At 63.9% G+C, this 14,511-nt stretch carries 13 protein-coding genes; 4 read left to right on the top strand and 9 right to left on the bottom strand.

What is annotated here, in order from left to right; translation table 11 throughout:
* Nucleotides 1–7 precede the first annotated feature (7 nt).
* Nucleotides 8–559 (top strand): TIGR00645 family protein, encoded by a 552-nt coding sequence (locus WEA77_RS09750; RefSeq protein ID WP_368067687.1) that lies wholly within the window; start codon nucleotides 8–10, stop codon nucleotides 557–559.
* 83 nt (nucleotides 560–642) lie between these two features.
* Entirely contained in the window at nucleotides 643–1,101 is a 459-nt protein-coding gene (locus tag WEA77_RS09745; protein ID WP_368067682.1) for a hypothetical protein, read from the top strand.
* On the opposite strand, the gene queA is transcribed toward WEA77_RS09745, so the two are convergent.
* Genes queA through gyrA form a run of 4 tightly spaced genes read right to left on the bottom strand, consistent with a single transcriptional unit; the run spans nucleotide 1,071 to nucleotide 6,375 of the window.
* Nucleotides 1,071–2,126: a tRNA preQ1(34) S-adenosylmethionine ribosyltransferase-isomerase QueA gene (gene queA / locus WEA77_RS09740; RefSeq protein ID WP_368067681.1), complete on the bottom strand. Its 1,056-nt coding sequence runs from the start codon at nucleotides 2,124–2,126 to the stop codon at nucleotides 1,071–1,073. The two genes, WEA77_RS09745 and queA, sit on opposite strands and share 31 nt — an antisense overlap.
* 45 nt (nucleotides 2,127–2,171) lie before the next feature.
* The gene (locus WEA77_RS09735) at nucleotides 2,172–3,047 is read right to left on the bottom strand and encodes a peptidylprolyl isomerase (RefSeq protein ID WP_368067680.1); all 876 of its coding nucleotides are present in this window, start codon (nucleotides 3,045–3,047) and stop codon (nucleotides 2,172–2,174) included.
* Nucleotides 3,044–3,541: a pantetheine-phosphate adenylyltransferase gene (gene coaD / locus WEA77_RS09730; protein ID WP_368067679.1), complete on the bottom strand. Its 498-nt coding sequence runs from the start codon at nucleotides 3,539–3,541 to the stop codon at nucleotides 3,044–3,046. Before coaD ends, WEA77_RS09735 begins: the two co-directional genes overlap by 4 nt.
* Before the next feature lie 44 nt (nucleotides 3,542–3,585).
* Nucleotides 3,586–6,375, bottom strand: coding sequence for a DNA gyrase subunit A (gene gyrA / locus WEA77_RS09725; RefSeq protein ID WP_368067678.1), 2,790 nt, complete (start codon nucleotides 6,373–6,375; stop codon nucleotides 3,586–3,588).
* A 178-nt stretch (nucleotides 6,376–6,553) separates the two neighbouring features.
* Here gyrA and WEA77_RS09720 point away from each other — a divergent pair, with 178 nt between their 5' ends.
* Nucleotides 6,554–7,609, top strand: a complete 1,056-nt coding sequence (locus tag WEA77_RS09720) for a Kelch repeat-containing protein (protein WP_368067677.1) — start codon at nucleotides 6,554–6,556, stop codon at nucleotides 7,607–7,609.
* Here WEA77_RS09720 and blaOXA read toward each other — a convergent pair.
* Together blaOXA and ssb are read right to left on the bottom strand one after the other, a co-directional pair.
* Nucleotides 7,597–8,457, bottom strand: coding sequence for an OXA-1090 family carbapenem-hydrolyzing class D beta-lactamase (gene blaOXA, locus WEA77_RS09715; protein ID WP_368067676.1), 861 nt, complete (start codon nucleotides 8,455–8,457; stop codon nucleotides 7,597–7,599). The genes WEA77_RS09720 and blaOXA overlap by 13 nt on opposite strands.
* An 11-nt stretch (nucleotides 8,458–8,468) precedes the next feature.
* Nucleotides 8,469–8,951 carry a single-stranded DNA-binding protein gene (ssb, locus tag WEA77_RS09710; RefSeq protein WP_368067675.1) on the bottom strand — a complete coding sequence of 161 codons (483 nt, stop codon included), beginning with the start codon at nucleotides 8,949–8,951 and terminating at the stop codon, nucleotides 8,469–8,471.
* 397 nt (nucleotides 8,952–9,348) lie between these two features.
* Between ssb and uvrA the strand changes: the two genes are divergently transcribed.
* Nucleotides 9,349–12,318: an excinuclease ABC subunit UvrA gene (uvrA, locus tag WEA77_RS09705; protein WP_368067674.1), complete on the top strand. Its 2,970-nt coding sequence runs from the start codon at nucleotides 9,349–9,351 to the stop codon at nucleotides 12,316–12,318.
* Between the two features lie 132 nt (nucleotides 12,319–12,450).
* On the opposite strand, the gene WEA77_RS09700 is transcribed toward uvrA, so the two are convergent.
* From WEA77_RS09700 to WEA77_RS09690, 3 genes are read right to left on the bottom strand one after another with little or no spacing between them, the layout of a single operon-like run.
* Complete coding sequence (locus WEA77_RS09700) at nucleotides 12,451–12,783, bottom strand: hypothetical protein (protein ID WP_368067673.1); 333 nt, start codon at nucleotides 12,781–12,783, stop codon at nucleotides 12,451–12,453.
* A 41-nt stretch (nucleotides 12,784–12,824) separates the two neighbouring features.
* On the bottom strand, nucleotides 12,825–13,388 hold the full coding sequence (locus WEA77_RS09695) for a hypothetical protein (protein WP_368067672.1): 564 nt from the start codon (nucleotides 13,386–13,388) through the stop codon (nucleotides 12,825–12,827).
* Nucleotides 13,389–13,403: 15 nt separating this feature from the next.
* The gene (locus WEA77_RS09690; RefSeq protein ID WP_368067671.1) at nucleotides 13,404–14,375 is read right to left on the bottom strand and encodes a hypothetical protein; all 972 of its coding nucleotides are present in this window, start codon (nucleotides 14,373–14,375) and stop codon (nucleotides 13,404–13,406) included.
* Nucleotides 14,376–14,511 lie beyond the last annotated feature (136 nt).

The raw sequence follows: 14,511 nt of genomic DNA, 5'->3' as shown, positions 1-14,511 counted from the left end.
CTCCCGAATGAGCCTCGATACCCCGCCGCCCCCCAGCCGTGAGCGCGATCCGCTGCCCGAGCGCCTTATCGAGCAGACGATCTTTGCGAGCCGCTGGCTGATGGCGCCGATCTATCTCGGCCTGATCGCCGCGCTCGCCATACTGATCGTCACCTTCTTCCGCGAACTGGTGCATTCCATCCCGAACGTGATGTCGATGGAGGAGTCTGATGTCATCCTGCTGATCCTGTCGCTTGTCGATATCTCGCTCGCCGGCAATCTGGTGCTGATCATCCTGTTCTCGGGCTACGAGAACTTCGTGTCCAAGATCGGCCCGGCCCAGCACCGCGACCGCCCGGCCTGGATGGGAAAAGTGGATTTCTCGGGGCTGAAGTCGAAACTGATCGCGTCGATTGTCGCCATCTCAGCCATCCACCTGCTGAAGATCTTCATGGACCTCGGCAAATACACCAACGAACAGCTGATGTGGTACACGGTCATCCATCTCAGTTTCGTTGTCTCGGGCGTCGGCTTCGCGCTGATGGATTTCATCGACTCCCGGTCCTGCAAATCGAAATAGGCGCCGCGGTTTTCAGTGCGATTTTTTAATGCAAACGATGCCCGCCTGAAGCGTTGGTTTTGTACCAGCATCACGGGGGAAAAATGAAAAAGCCCTTGCAATTCCTCGCAATGGCCGCGGCCGTAACGTTCATCGCCAGCATCGCGGACCGTGAGGCCCATGCCCAGATCAGGCTCGGCGTCGGCGTACCCGGTGCGGACGTGAATGTCGGCGCCCGTACCGAAACAAACACCAGCGGCCCCTACGTCTATGACGCCTGCCAGCCCGGCCACGGGCGCACGCGCGGCGATGTCCACCGCCGCCACTACCGGGACGCGCGTTACGAAGGCTATGACGGCTACGAAGCCTTTCAGTACACGTACGAAAACGGCGACCGCGCGCGCTATGAAACGACCTTCTGCTACAACCAGCGTGACCGGCCTTATGAAGTGCGTGAAACGGGCACGGTGTCAGGGTTCTCTGATCCAACCCCTCGCCCTGAATTGCCCCGCGCTATGCGGCGCGGGGTTCTTCATGGCAGCAGCAGGCAGGCATCACCGTAGGAATAGAACCGGTAGCCCTCGCGGATGGCATGTGCATAGGCCGCCTGCATCACATCCGTGCCCATCAGTGTGCAGACGAGCATGAAGAGGCTCGATTCCGGCAGGTGGAAATTGGTGACCAGCGCGTCTGTCGCGCGGACAGCGTCACCCGGCTTCAGGAAGATATCGGTCGGCCCGGTCGCCGCATGCAGCGTGCCATCCGTATCGGCGCAGCTCTCGAGCGTACGCATCGCCGTGGTGCCGACCGGCACGATCCGGCTCCCTGCCGCCCGCGCTGCATTGAGCCGCGCGGCGACGTCCGGCGTCAGGCGTCGCCATTCCTTGTGCAGCTTGTTCTCAGCCAGGTGTTTCGCCTCCAGCGGCTTGAACGTGCCAAGCCCGACATGCAGGCGCACATGCTCGCGTGCAATCTGCGCCGCTTCGATCTCTTCCAGAAGGCGCGGCGTGAAGTGTAATCCCGCTGTCGGCGCAGCCACGCTGGCCGCTTCCTCACCCGCAAACTTTGTCTGATAGGTCTCGCGGTCTGCCGCGTCTGCTGGCCGGCGCCGCGCGATATAAGGCGGCAGCGGCATCGCCCCGTGCGCGTCCAGCGCGGCCTCCAGCGCGGCGCCCTCCTGGTCGAACGCCAGCTCGATCTCTCCGCCCTCGCGCCGACCCGCGATTTCGGCCGAAAATCCGTGTGCGAACTGTATCGTGTCGCCTTCCTTCAGCCGCCGGCCAGGCCTCGCCAGCGCCAGCCAGCGCCGCGCGTCGATCCGCTCGACAAGGTTCACGTCCACATTCACGTCCCGGCTGACACCGTCGCGTGCCGGCCGCACCCCCTTCAACGCCGACGGCAGCACCCGGGTATCATTGAACACCAGCACATCGCCGGGCGCCAGGAAGCGCGGCAGGGCGCGCACGCGCGAATCCTCCAGTCGCCCATCCCCATGCACTACCAGCAGCCGCGCCGCATCCTGCGGCTCAGCCGGGCGCAGCGCGATCAGCGCCTCGGGCAGGTCGAAACTGTATGGGGTAAGGTCCATGCCCGCGCTCATTGCGCAGGCATGGGTAGAGCGTCAAGCCTGCGCTTACTTCACCATTGCCGGAACGGCCGGCAGGTCACACACGTCGACCTCGCCCATAGTCGCCAGCTCAGCTGCAAACGCATCGGTATCCGTGCGCAGCACCCAGGCTTTCGGGCGCTTCGCTTCCGGAATGTCGGCGGCAATCCTGACCGAGGTCAGCAGGTCCGGATCGGTCACCGAGCCACTGCCCGGCGCGCCCTTCTTGAGGGCCTTCACGACCGACTGACCATCGATCACCCGGCCCCAGGACGTGTACATCTTGTCGAGGTGGGGCGAGTGTTCGCGCATCAGGAAGAATTGCGTATCGGCCGAGTTCGGATCATCCGTCCGCGCGGTCGACAGCACGCCCCGGCAGTGCGGGATCGAGGTGCCGACAAATCCGTCTGCGGACATTTCTGCAAAGAAGGAGGGCTGCGTCAGCATCGGGAAGCCCTTGAGATATCCCATCTTGCCGGTGTCCTCCGGCCCGATCATGGCGTCCAGCGGCATCGCGGCCACATCGCGGCGGATGGTGAACTCGCCCGGAATGCCCGGCCAGCCCGGATCTGCGCCCTTCTTGGCCCAGACGTCACCGCCCTGAGCCATGAAATCGTCGATCACCCGGTGAAAGGTGGTCGCGTCGAGGTCGCCGGCCCGGATGATCTTGGTAAACTGGGCGAAGTGTTTTGGCGCCATTTCCGGGAAGGTTTCGACCAGTACGCGGCCCTTGGTCGTCTCGAAAACCAGCAGGTTCGCCGGGTCAACTGCGCGCCAGTTATCCGCGTCTGGCGTCTCGGCGCCGGCGCCCAGCGCCCAGGTCTTCTGTGCCGCCGTATCCCCGCAAGCCGGCATCGCCAGCCCGAGAAGGCCGGCCGCTATTCCAAACGCAACACGTTTCATTTTCTGTACTTCTCCAACAGCGCCGTCTTCACGTCGGGCGTGACGAACGGCGTTATGTTGCCCCCGAGGCTCGCGATTTCCTTCACGAGCCGTGAGGCAACGGCCTGATGGCGAACATCCGCCATAAGGAAGACCGTTTCAATGTCGGGGTTCAGTTGCTCGTTCATCGCGGTCATCTGGAACTCGTATTCGAAGTCCTGCACCGCCCGCAGGCCGCGTACGATGATCTGGGCGTCGCATGCCTCGGCAAACTTCATCAGCAGACCGTGCATCGGCATCACGCGGATTTCCGCCAGCCCCGGCCCGTTCAGCTTGGCGCACTCGGATTTAACCATCGCCACGCGCTCTTCCAGCGAGAACAGCGGCTTCTTGGACTCGTTGACCGCGACCCCGATCACCAGTTCGTCCACCAGCTTCATCGCCCGGCCGAAGATGTCGATATGGCCATTCGTCGGCGGATCGAAAGTTCCGGGATAAAGTCCAATACGGCGCACCTGCAGCCCTCCTGTTACCAGTCCTGTCGTCCGGCAGCGCGCACTCAGCCCTCTCCGCCTTGGTTCTTATCCATACCGGCTTCACCGTCTTCGACAAGCCGGGCAACCGAAACAACCTTCTCGTCGCCATTGGTGCGCAGGACCCAAACACCGCCGGTTGACCTTCCGGCAATCCGGATCTGGTCGACCGGAGTGCGGATCAGCTGGCCTGCATTGGTGACCAGCATGACCTCGTCGCCCTCGCCCACCGGGAAGGATTGCGCGACGCGTTTGACCGGCCCGCCCTTCTTGTCGCGGCCCCAGATATTCTGGGCGACCAGGCCTTTCCCGCCGCGTCCGGTGACGCGGTAATCATAGGCGGACGAGCGTTTGCCCATACCGTCATCGGCCACGGTGAAGATGAACTCCTCCGCCGCGCCGAGGGAGGCGATGCGCCCGGCCGACAGCGCCGCTTCGGCCACGGGCTCTTCGTCGTCGTCAGAGATTTCTTCTTCCTCGCCGGTTGCGGCGCGGCGCATCGCGGCGGCATGCTTCAGGTAGGCGCGCGCCTCTTCGGAGGTCACGTCCATATGCCGCAGGATGCCCATCGAGATGACCTCGTCGCCGTCTGCGAGCCGGATACCGCGCACGCCAGTCGAATCGCGGCCGGCAAACACGCGCACTTCGGTCACATCAAAGCGGATGCACTGGCCGAGCGCCGTGGTCAGCATCACGTCTTCCTTGTCGGAGCAGACCTGCACCGAGACAATGCCGTCACCCGGATCAAGCTTCATGGCTATCTTGCCCGCGCGGTTGACGCGGATGAAATCTGCCAGCTTGTTGCGGCGCACGCCGCCGCTGCGGGTGGCGAACATCACGTCGAGATGCTCGGTTGCCTTTTCGTCTTCCGGCAGCGGAAGAACGCTTTCGATGCGCTCATCCGTGGCCAGAGGGAAAATGTTGACCAGCGCCTTGCCGCGCGAGGTCGGCCCGCCGATCGGCAGCCGCCAGACCTTCTCCTTGTAGACCATGCCGGCCGACGAGAAGAACAGTATTTCCGTATGCGTGGTCGCGGTGAACACGCGTACGATGAAATCCTCGTCCTTCATCGCCATGCCGGAGCGGCCCTTGCCGCCGCGATTCTGCGTGCGATAGGCGGCGAGAGGCGTGCGCTTGACATAGCCGCCATGCGTGACGGTGACGACCATGTCCTCGACCTCGATGAGGTCCTCGTCGTCCATATCCGTGCCACCTTGCGTGAAGGCGGAGCGGCGCGGCACGGCGAACTTGTTCTTCACTTCGTTCAGCTCGCCCTTGATGATTTCAAGGATGCGCGGGCGCGAACGCAGGATGTCCAGTAGTTCAGCGATCTTGTCGGCCAGGCCGCGGGCCTCGTTGCCGATCTCGTCACGGCCGAGGCCGGTGAGGCGGTGCAGCGGCAGGTTCAGGATGGCGCGCGCCTGTTCGTCCGAAAGGTAGATCGTGCCGTCATCCGGACCCCGGCGCGTGCGCCGGTCGGCGATGAGATCGATCAGCGGGCCCATGTCCTGCTGCGGCCAGGCCTTCTCCAGCAAGCGCTCACGCGCCGTTGCCGGGTCTGGCGAATTGCGGATGATACGGATGATCTCGTCGATGTTGGCCACGGCCAGCGCGAGGCCCACCAACACGTGCGCCCGGTCGCGCGCCTTGCCAAGCTCGAACTTAGTGCGGCGTACGACCACTTCCTCGCGGAACGCGACGAAGTATTCGAGCACCTTGCGCAGGTTCATCAGTTCCGGCCGGCCGCCGTTCAGCGCCAGCATGTTGACCGCGAAGGAGTTCTGCATCTGGCTGAACCGGTAGAGCTGGTTCAGCACCACGTCTGCGCTGGCATCCTTCTTCAGCTCGATGACGACGCGGATGCCGTTGCGATCAGACTCGTCGCGCAGATCGGAAATGCCTTCGATCTTCTTCTCGCGCACGAGTTCGGCAATCTTGGTGATCATCGCCGCCTTGTTCACCTGGTACGGAATTTCCGTGACGATGATCGCCTCGCGGTTGTTCTTCGCCTTCTCGATATCCGTCTTGGCCCGGACGATCACGCTGCCACGTCCCGTCAGCATCGCCTTACGGCTGCCGGACAGGCCCATGATCAGGCCACCGGTCGGAAAGTCCGGCCCCGGAACGATATCGCACAGCGCATCTTCCGAAATCGCCGGATCCTCGATCATCGCCAGCGTCGCGTCGATCACTTCGCCGAGATTATGCGGCGGGATATTCGTCGCCATGCCGACCGCGATGCCGCCACCGCCATTGACCAGGAGGTTCGGGAACTGCGCCGGCAGCACCATCGGCTCTTTCTGCGAGCCGTCATAGTTCGGCTGGAAATCGACGGTGTCCTTGTCGATATCGGCGAGCAGATAGGTCGCCTCTTTCGACATCCGGCTTTCCGTGTAGCGCATGGCGGCCGCCGGATCGTTGTCGATCGATCCGAAGTTACCCTGGCCATCGACCAGCATCACGCCCATCGAGAAGGGCTGCGCCATGCGCACCAGCGCGTCATAGATCGCGCTGTCGCCGTGCGGGTGGTAGTTACCCATCACCGAGCCGACGATATTGGCGGATTTCTTGTAAGGCTTGTCCGGCGTGTTGCCGTTCTCGTTCATCGCATAGAGGATGCGCCGGTGCACCGGCTTCAGCCCGTCGCGCACATCCGGCAGCGCCCGGCTGACGATCACGCTCATCGCATAATCGAGATACGAGGATTTCATCTCCGACTCGATCGAAATCAGCTCGATCCCGTCCGCAGGGCGCGGCGGACCGCCACCATTCTCCGGGGTTTCCGGCTCGTCCGGAGGGGTCGTGTCGTCGCTCATGGGGAAGCCTCTTGCGTGGGTCTGGACTGGTCCGTGAACCGGGGTTCCGAATCGCCGTTTTTCGCTGAATCTGAGACTAGCAGCCGGGCCTCTCCGGGGCTACCGTTCAGGCATCAGAAATAGCAGTCTTCATCGGGCTTTTTCAGCCTTTTGAGCCTTCTTGACGGAACCGCCTGGCATGCCCCCGAAGCCCCTTTCCGGAATTACCCGTCGCACCGCCGTTTCAGGCCTCGGCGCGGGCCTCCTGGCTGCAGCCTGCAAAGCCGCGCCGGATGCTGCAAACTCCCCCGGCGCGGGAATTCAGAAAGGCTGGTCGATGGGCGATCCGCTGCCCTTCCCGGTACAGGAAATCTATCCCTGCGCGCATGACGGCGCGCTCCACCTTGCGGGCGGTTTCGTTGCGGCAGACGGGCAGATCACCGGCCCCACCGATGCCCACCACCTCTGGCGCCCGGACGGCAAGGGCTGGCGCGTCTCGGCGCCGCTGCCAGCCGACCGCCACCATCCGCACCTGATCAGCTGGCGCGGCCAACTCTGGGCTTTCGGCGGCTTCGAATCGCCGGTGCCGGATGCCATCTGGAGCATGCAGTCGAGCGGCTGGGTGTTAGACGCCGCGAGGGGCAACTGGGCGCCCGCCCCGGCGCTGCCCGTGCCCTGCGCGGAGGCAGTGATGCTGGTGGACGGCACTGGCCTGCTGCACCTTGCGGGCGGGCGTTCACCAGCTGGCAGAGCCAATGCCAGCTGGCAGGACCAGGCTGACCAGACGCACCATTTCGTGCTGGATGATCCCGCCGGCCCCTGGCGCCCGGCTGCGCCTTGCATCACCGCCCGCAACAGCGCAGCTGGCGCCGTGCTGGACGGCCAGCTGCACATCGCCGGCGGGCGAAGCGTGGCAGGCGGCAATACGCCCGCGCACGAGGTCTATGAAGCGACAGAAGACCGCTGGCGCACCGCCGCCCCGATGCCGCAGGCACAAGGCGGCCTCGCCGCGGCCGAACACGGTGGCAGGCTTTACGCCTTCGGCGGAGAATTCTTCGACAATGGCGGCGGCGTCTATTCCGAGGCCTGGGCCTATGACCCGGCCTGCGATGCCTGGACCGCCATCGAACCGATGCCCCACCCGCGCCACGGCCTCGGTGCCGTAACCCTCGACGGCGCCATCCACCTCATCGGCGGCGCTCTCAAGGCGAGCGGCGTCGATACCAGCGCGCTTGTGGAAATCTACCGGCCCTGATCGGAAGGCAGCGCCCCGATCTCGCGCAAGGCCCGCTCGACCGCCGCGCGCCGCTTCGGCGCCTCTTCCATGCCACCGGCCATGTCCATGTTCAGCGCGAAAACATAGGTGCCGGGCGCGTCGCCGGCCGTCTGCTCGGCCCAGCCGACGAACCAGCCGATATCCGTCTCGCCTTCGACACTTTTCCAGCCGGTCTTGCCAGACAGCGCCCAGCTGTCTCCGCGCGCCAGTTCCATGAGCGGGATCGACGTCTGATACGTGTCCGCCGAGAGCGGCAGTGTCCGGCGCACGAGCCGCGACACGAACGCGGCCTGCTCCGCTGCCGAAATCTCCAGCGGCCCCTCAAGCCAGTAGCGCGTGATCGCCTCCGGGCCGCCGATGTTGCCATTGCCATAACCGAACGCCTCAAACGCAGCTGTCAGCTTTTCCGCGCCGATCCTCGCCACCACGATCTGATAGATCCAAACCGTCGAGCGCTGGAACGCCGCCGCGAAATCCTGGTCCTCGTTCCAGCTGTCGACAAAGCGTTTCTGACCGTCCCACTGAAAGCGCTCGTCCGGCCCCGTCACCGCGCCCGTCTCGTAGGCGAGCAGCATGTGCGCGATCTTGGAAGTCGAAGCAGGGGTGAAGCGTTGGTAAACCCGCGCCCCGCCGCTCGACCAGACGTGCTCGTCCTCCAGCCGCAGGATCACCAGTGCGGACGTCGAAGGATCAATGCCTTCGGCCGTCAGCGCGCCTTCCATCAGCACCGTCTCGGCCAACGGCGTCGCCGCCGGCGTTGCACAGGCGCCGAGCACCAGGGCCGCCAGAAGCGGGCCAGTCAACAGCCTGCGCAGGAAGCCTGCCATACCGTCTCCGCCTAGAACGGGATCTCGTCGTCGAGGTCCTGACTGAAGCTTTCCTTCGGGCCACTCATCTGCCGGCTGCCACCGCCGCCCGCGTAGCCCGTATCCCGGCTGGCGCCACCGCTGCTGGCAACGCCGCCTTCGCCGCGCCCGTCGAGCATAACGAGGGTCGCGTCAAAGCCCTGCAGCACGATCTCGGTCGTGTAGCGGTCATTGCCGTCCTTGTCCTGCCACTTGCGGGTCTGCAGCTTGCCTTCGATGTAGACCTTGGAGCCTTTCTTCAGGTAGCTCTGCGCCACCTTGATCAGGCCTTCCGAGAAGATCGACACAGCGTGCCACTCGGTTTTCTCCTTGCGCTCGCCGCTGGCCTTGTCGCGCCAGTTCTCCGACGTCGCGATCCGCAGATTGCACACCTGCCCACCATTCTGGAACTGCTTCACCTCGGGGTCCGCCCCGAGATTGCCCACCAGGATCACCTTGTTTACCGAGCCCGCCATGAGGACTTCTCCGTTTTGTCTGTTTCGCTATCGATTCGAACGCTTCTACGCTTTTGCCTCGCCCGTGTCGCCTGAGAGGCGATGAATTCCACTGGCGCTTTCAACTGCGGCCAAATGCAGCCGCGCCTTTATGTTCACATTTTGTTCTTCTCGTCAACCGGGACTCGCGCCACAGATAGTCAGAGGCTGTTTCGCCACGCCTTGTTTGAAGAGATGAGTTAATGCCCGACGCTCTCACTGCTTTTGTAGTTGCTGCCATGCTCGCCTTGGCCATTGCCTGGTTTGTCCTCATATCGAGAGCGCTGTCAGACAGATCCAAGGCAGGGTCATTCTTTGCCGGCAGCAAACCGCCTACAGATCCCCTGTAAGCCTTCCTCCCGAGCGAGCCCGAACGCCCATGGCCGAATCCCCTTTCATCCGCGTGCGCGGCGCCAAGGAACACAATCTCAAGAACATCGACGTGGACATCCCGCGCGGTGAGCTTGTGGTGATGACTGGCCTGTCAGGCTCCGGCAAATCCTCACTCGCCTTCGACACGATCTATGCCGAAGGCCAGCGCCGTTACGTGGAATCGCTATCGGCCTATGCGCGCCAGTTCCTCGAGCTGATGCAGAAGCCGGATGTGGAATCCATCGAAGGCCTCTCGCCCGCCATCTCGATCGAGCAGAAGACGACCAGCCGCAACCCGCGCTCCACGGTCGGCACGGTCACCGAGATCTACGACTATATGCGCCTCCTCTGGGCCCGCGTCGGCGTGCCGTATTCGCCCGCCACAGGCCTGCCCATCGAGAGCCAGACCGTCAGTCAGATGGTGGACCGCACCATGGAGCTGCCGGACGGCACGCGCCTTTTCCTGCTCGCCCCGATCGTCCGCGGACGCAAAGGGGAGTACCGCAAGGAATTTGCCGAACTGCTGAAGAACGGCTTCCAGCGCGTCAAGGTCAACGGCGAATTTCACGAACTTGAAAACCCGCCAAAGCTCGACAAGAAGTTCAAGCATGACATCGACGTGGTCGTGGACCGCATTGTCGTGCGCGAAGGCATGCAGCAACGCCTCGCCGAAAGTTTCGAAACCGCTCTAGGCCTCGCGCAGGGCATCGCCATCGGCGAATATGCTGACCTCGAGCCCGGCGAGACCGAACACAAGCGCATCAATTTCAGCGCCAATTTCGCCTGCCCGGTCTCCGGCTTCTCGATCCCGGAAATCGAGCCGCGCCTTTTCTCCTTCAACAATCCCTTCGGCGCCTGTCCCTCCTGCGACGGTCTCGGCGAGCAGCTGAAGATCGACGCGGCGATGATTGTTCCGGACAAGGACCTTGGCCTGCTCGACGGCGCCATCGCCCCCTGGGCCAAATCCACCTCGCCCTACCAGACGCAGACCCTGCAAGCCCTCGCCGCGCATTACCGCTTCGACCTGACGAAGCCCTGGAACAAGCTGCCCGAGAAGATCCAGCACATCATCCTCTACGGTACCGGCGATGAGGAAATCCAGTTCCTCTATGATGACGGCATGCGCACCTACAAAGCGAAGAAAACCTTCGAAGGCGTGATCCCGAATCTGGACCGGCGCTACCGCGAAACGGACAGCGCCTGGGTGCGCGAGGAAATCGCGCGCTTTCAGTCTGCTGCGCCTTGCCCGGCCTGCGGCGGCAAACGCCTGAAGCCGCAGGCCCTGGCCGTGAAGATTGCCGGCCTCGATATTTCGCAGGCCGGCGAATTCTCCATCCGCAAGGCAGGGGACTGGTTCGGCGGCGTGAGCAAAACGCTGACGAAGCAGCAGAGGGAAATCGCCGCGCGCATCCTGAAGGAGATCAACGACCGGCTGAATTTCCTCAATGATGTCGGCCTCGATTATCTCTCGCTCGGCCGCGCCTCGGGCACGCTGTCCGGCGGTGAAAGCCAGCGCATCCGCCTCGCCTCGCAGATCGGCTCCGGCCTCACCGGCGTGCTCTACGTGCTCGACGAGCCGTCCATCGGCCTGCACCAGCGCGACAACGAGCGCCTGCTGGTGACGCTCCGCAGGCTGCGGGATCTTGGCAACTCGGTCATCGTGGTTGAGCATGACGAGGACGCGATCCTGACCGCCGATCATGTCATCGACATGGGCCCCGCCGCCGGCGTGCATGGCGGCGAAATCATCGCCAGCGGAACGCCCGAAGAAGTGATGGCAAACCCTAAAAGTCTGACGGCGGACTATCTGAACGGCACGCGCGAAATCGCAATTCCGAAACGCCGCCCGGTCACCAAGGGCTCGCGCAGCCTCGTCGTGAAAGGCGCCACCGGCAACAATCTCAAGAACGTCACCGCCTCGATCCCGCTCGGCACCTTCACCTGTGTCACCGGCGTTTCCGGCGGCGGCAAGTCGACGCTGATCATCGAGACGCTCTACAAGGCGCTCGCGCGCAAGCTCAACGGCGCGTCGGATTCGCCGGCGCCCTATGAAAGCCTCGACGGGTTGCAGCATCTCGACAAGGTCATCGATATCGATCAGTCACCTATCGGCCGGACGCCGCGTTCAAACCCCGCCACCTATACCGGCGCCTTCGGCCCGATCCGTGACTGGTATGCCGGCCTGCCGGAAGCAAAAGCGCGCGGTTATGCGCCAGGACGTTTCAGCTTCAACGTCAAGGGCGGGCGCTGCGAGGCCTGCCAGGGCGACGGCGTCATCAAGATCGAGATGCACTTCCTGCCGGATGTCTACGTCACCTGCGAGACCTGCAAGGGCAAACGCTACAATCGCGAGACGCTGGACGTTCACTTCAAGGGCAAGTCAATTGCCGACGTGCTCGATATGACGGTGGAAGACGGCGCGAAATTCTTTGCCGCCGTTCCTGCCATCGCCTCGAAGCTCGACACGCTGAACCAGGTTGGCCTCGGTTATGTGAAGGTCGGCCAGCAAGCCACGACGCTGTCCGGCGGCGAAGCGCAGCGCGTGAAGCTCGCCAAGGAACTCTCGAAACGCGCCACCGGGCGTACACTGTATATCCTTGATGAGCCGACCACGGGTCTGCATTTCGAGGATGTCAAGAAGCTCCTCGAAGTTCTGCACGAACTGGTCGATGCGGGCAACACGATTGTCGTCATCGAGCATAACCTCGACGTGGTGAAAACCGCCGACTGGGTGCTCGACCTTGGCCCAGAAGGCGGAGATGGCGGCGGTATGCTGATCGCAGCCGGTACACCCGAAGACATCGCGGCGATCCCCGAAAGCCATACCGGCCGTTTCCTTGCCGAAACCTTCCGCCGCCAGGACGAACGCCGCGCTCAGCGCAACAAGCGCGCCAAGGCAGCTGCTAAATCTCCGCCTACCGAGGAAAAAGCCAGGAAGCCCGCAAAGAAACCGAAGGCAAGCGCGGGGGCAAAGTAGGCCTCACTCACCCGGTCATCCCGGACAAGACGCAAAAGCGCGCCGCCCAGTCGGGACCTTCTCGCCGCCCTTGCCTGAAGAAGGCCCCGGCTCTCGCGCTGCGCGCGGGCCGGATTAACTGCGCAGACGCGCCTACCCGAACGTCTCCGACAACACCGTCCCGCCTGCCAGACTGTCCTGCCGCACGACCCAGGCCGCCGGGCCGCCGAGTGCGTGAGCGAAGATGCTCTGCACCATCATGACAAGGAACGCCGCAAAGGCCATCGGGGCCCAGAACGATGGTCGCGCAATCGTGGTCAGCACAGCGTCCGCCATTTCGGCGCCGGCCCCGGAATCGATGGTCGGCGCGATCAGGATGAACCCAAGTACGCCGAGGACGCCGTAAGCAATCAGCGACAGGATCGTGAAGCCGAGGAAGAGCATGAAATAGCTGCCCATCAGGCCCCAGCCAATTCCCTTCGTCACGTTCCATGCCTCGAAAAAGCGGATCTGCTGATCACGGATGGTCAGCGCCGAAGCGGGTGACAGGCGCGCGAACAGCCAGAGCGCGGCCACGATACCCCGAGGAAGATCAGCCCACCCACGATCACGCCCGCAGCCACACCGGCGGTCGCGCCTGCGATCACGCCCGGAATGATGGCGCCAAGTGCCAGCGCGAAATAGCCGCCGATCAGCAGCGCGCCCCAGATCAGCCCGACGAGGGCAAGGCGGCCTTCATCAGCGCTGATCCGCAGACGGAAACCTTCCGCCCGGATATAGCGCCGCTGGCTGGCGCCTTCGAACATCACCCAGATCGCCAGTGAGACGGGCAGCATCAGCAGAGACCCGAGGTTCGACTGCAGCGAGACCGCGTTCAACTCGTCCGCATAGGCCGTGATGTCGCCGTCGTTCTCGGCGAAGGCGCGCAGGTAGATTTCATAAACCGGAGCCTGCAGCCAGAGGCCGAAGACCTGCATGACCAGCGTCGCTGCTGCATAGACGAACGCGAAGCGCATGAGGAAGCCGCGCGGACCGTCCGTGCGCAGAAAGTGCAGCGCAGCGCCCTTCAGGCCAGCCTTGTCGGAACTCATGCGGTGCGGGCTTTCTCAGATGAAGGCTTCAAGCTGGTTCTCCTGTTCGATACAGCCGCGAGGATCATGGCGCACCGCGAAGGCGGCGGGGGCGCCGACCGCGTGCTGCAGAACGCCCTGCAGAAACATCAGTACAAAGACATACAGTCCCACCGGGAAGAAAAAGCCCGGCGACAGCATGTGCGCGGTGACGTCGCCGCCGGCTTCGGCGTCCTGCAGCATGCCCATGAAAGCGGGCATCATGGCGAGCTGAGCGATGCCGCCGATCACCTGGGCCAGCAGGCTGCCCGCGACCGAGAGGATCAGATAGGCGCCGAGAATCGGCCAAAAGCGTCCGCGCGAGACGTTCCAGGCATCGGGGAAACGGATCTCCCGTGTCCGCACGGTCAGCGCGAAACAGGGCGCAAGCCGCGTGGCGAGGAAAACATAGAGCGGCGTCAGAAGCAGGAAGAGGCCCGCGGCGCCGAACATCGGGGCAACAATGCGCTGGCCGACCTCCTCATCCGCCAGGCCCTGGCTCGCGCCGACGATGGCAGCCCAGATGCCGCCGAAGATCATCAGGAACGGCGCCGCCCAGACCACCAGCGTGAACAGGGTCCAGTAAAGTGCGACCACCATCATCCGCGCCTCATCGGCGCCGAAGCCGAGGGAGAAGGTTTCGCCCCGTATATAACGGCGCTGCGAGGCAGTTTCGAACATCGCCCAGACGACCCAGAAGGCCAGCATTGAAAGTCCGAACCAGGGCAGAAGCGGCACCATGGCGCCGAACAGGCCGCCGAGGATCAGGTCCGCGTCAGTCTCGTTCCCGAGCGCTTCAATTGCGCGCGCCCAAGCGATGAAATCGTCCGCTGCCGCAAAGCCGATCACAGCGGCGACCAGCGAGAAAACCGCCGCATAGGCGAGCCCGAAGAACCAGGGGAAGGTGCTGACGTGCGGCGCGGAGAAAGGCCAGCTGAGCGCGCGCTCGAAGGTGAAACCCTTGATCATGCCGCGTCCCTCCGCAAGCCCGGCTGAACTTAGCCGTGTTCGGGGCCCGCGATCAATGCCTCGCCCGAGGCTTCCGGCCTCAGCCGCCGGTAGGCCGCCGCTGCCATCCCGTGCCCGGCCGCCAGGAAGGGCGTGA

It is taken from the genome of Hyphomonas sp., from assembly GCF_040882205.1.
Lineage (GTDB): Bacteria > Pseudomonadota > Alphaproteobacteria > Caulobacterales > Hyphomonadaceae > Hyphomonas.
This window is presented reverse-complemented; position numbering and strand designations above follow the sequence as displayed.

What these genes read in the sequence shown, in the direction of transcription:
- WEA77_RS09745 (WP_368067682.1), top strand. Translation starts at nt 643, where the DNA reads ATGAAAAAGCCCTTGCAATTCCTCGCAATGGCCGCGGCCGTAACGTTC.
- WEA77_RS09690 (WP_368067671.1), bottom strand. Translation starts at nt 14,375, where the DNA reads ATGATCAAGGGTTTCACCTTCGAGCGCGCGCTCAGCTGGCCTTTCTCC.
- ssb (WP_368067675.1), bottom strand. Translation starts at nt 8,951, where the DNA reads ATGGCGGGCTCGGTAAACAAGGTGATCCTGGTGGGCAATCTCGGGGCG.
- blaOXA (WP_368067676.1), bottom strand. Translation starts at nt 8,457, where the DNA reads ATGGCAGGCTTCCTGCGCAGGCTGTTGACTGGCCCGCTTCTGGCGGCC.
- WEA77_RS09720 (WP_368067677.1), top strand. Translation starts at nt 6,554, where the DNA reads ATGCCCCCGAAGCCCCTTTCCGGAATTACCCGTCGCACCGCCGTTTCA.
- gyrA (WP_368067678.1), bottom strand. Translation starts at nt 6,375, where the DNA reads ATGAGCGACGACACGACCCCTCCGGACGAGCCGGAAACCCCGGAGAAT.
- WEA77_RS09750 (WP_368067687.1), top strand. Translation starts at nt 8, where the DNA reads ATGAGCCTCGATACCCCGCCGCCCCCCAGCCGTGAGCGCGATCCGCTG.
- WEA77_RS09735 (WP_368067680.1), bottom strand. Translation starts at nt 3,047, where the DNA reads ATGAAACGTGTTGCGTTTGGAATAGCGGCCGGCCTTCTCGGGCTGGCG.
- uvrA (WP_368067674.1), top strand. Translation starts at nt 9,349, where the DNA reads ATGGCCGAATCCCCTTTCATCCGCGTGCGCGGCGCCAAGGAACACAAT.
- queA (WP_368067681.1), bottom strand. Translation starts at nt 2,126, where the DNA reads ATGGACCTTACCCCATACAGTTTCGACCTGCCCGAGGCGCTGATCGCG.
- WEA77_RS09695 (WP_368067672.1), bottom strand. Translation starts at nt 13,388, where the DNA reads ATGAGTTCCGACAAGGCTGGCCTGAAGGGCGCTGCGCTGCACTTTCTG.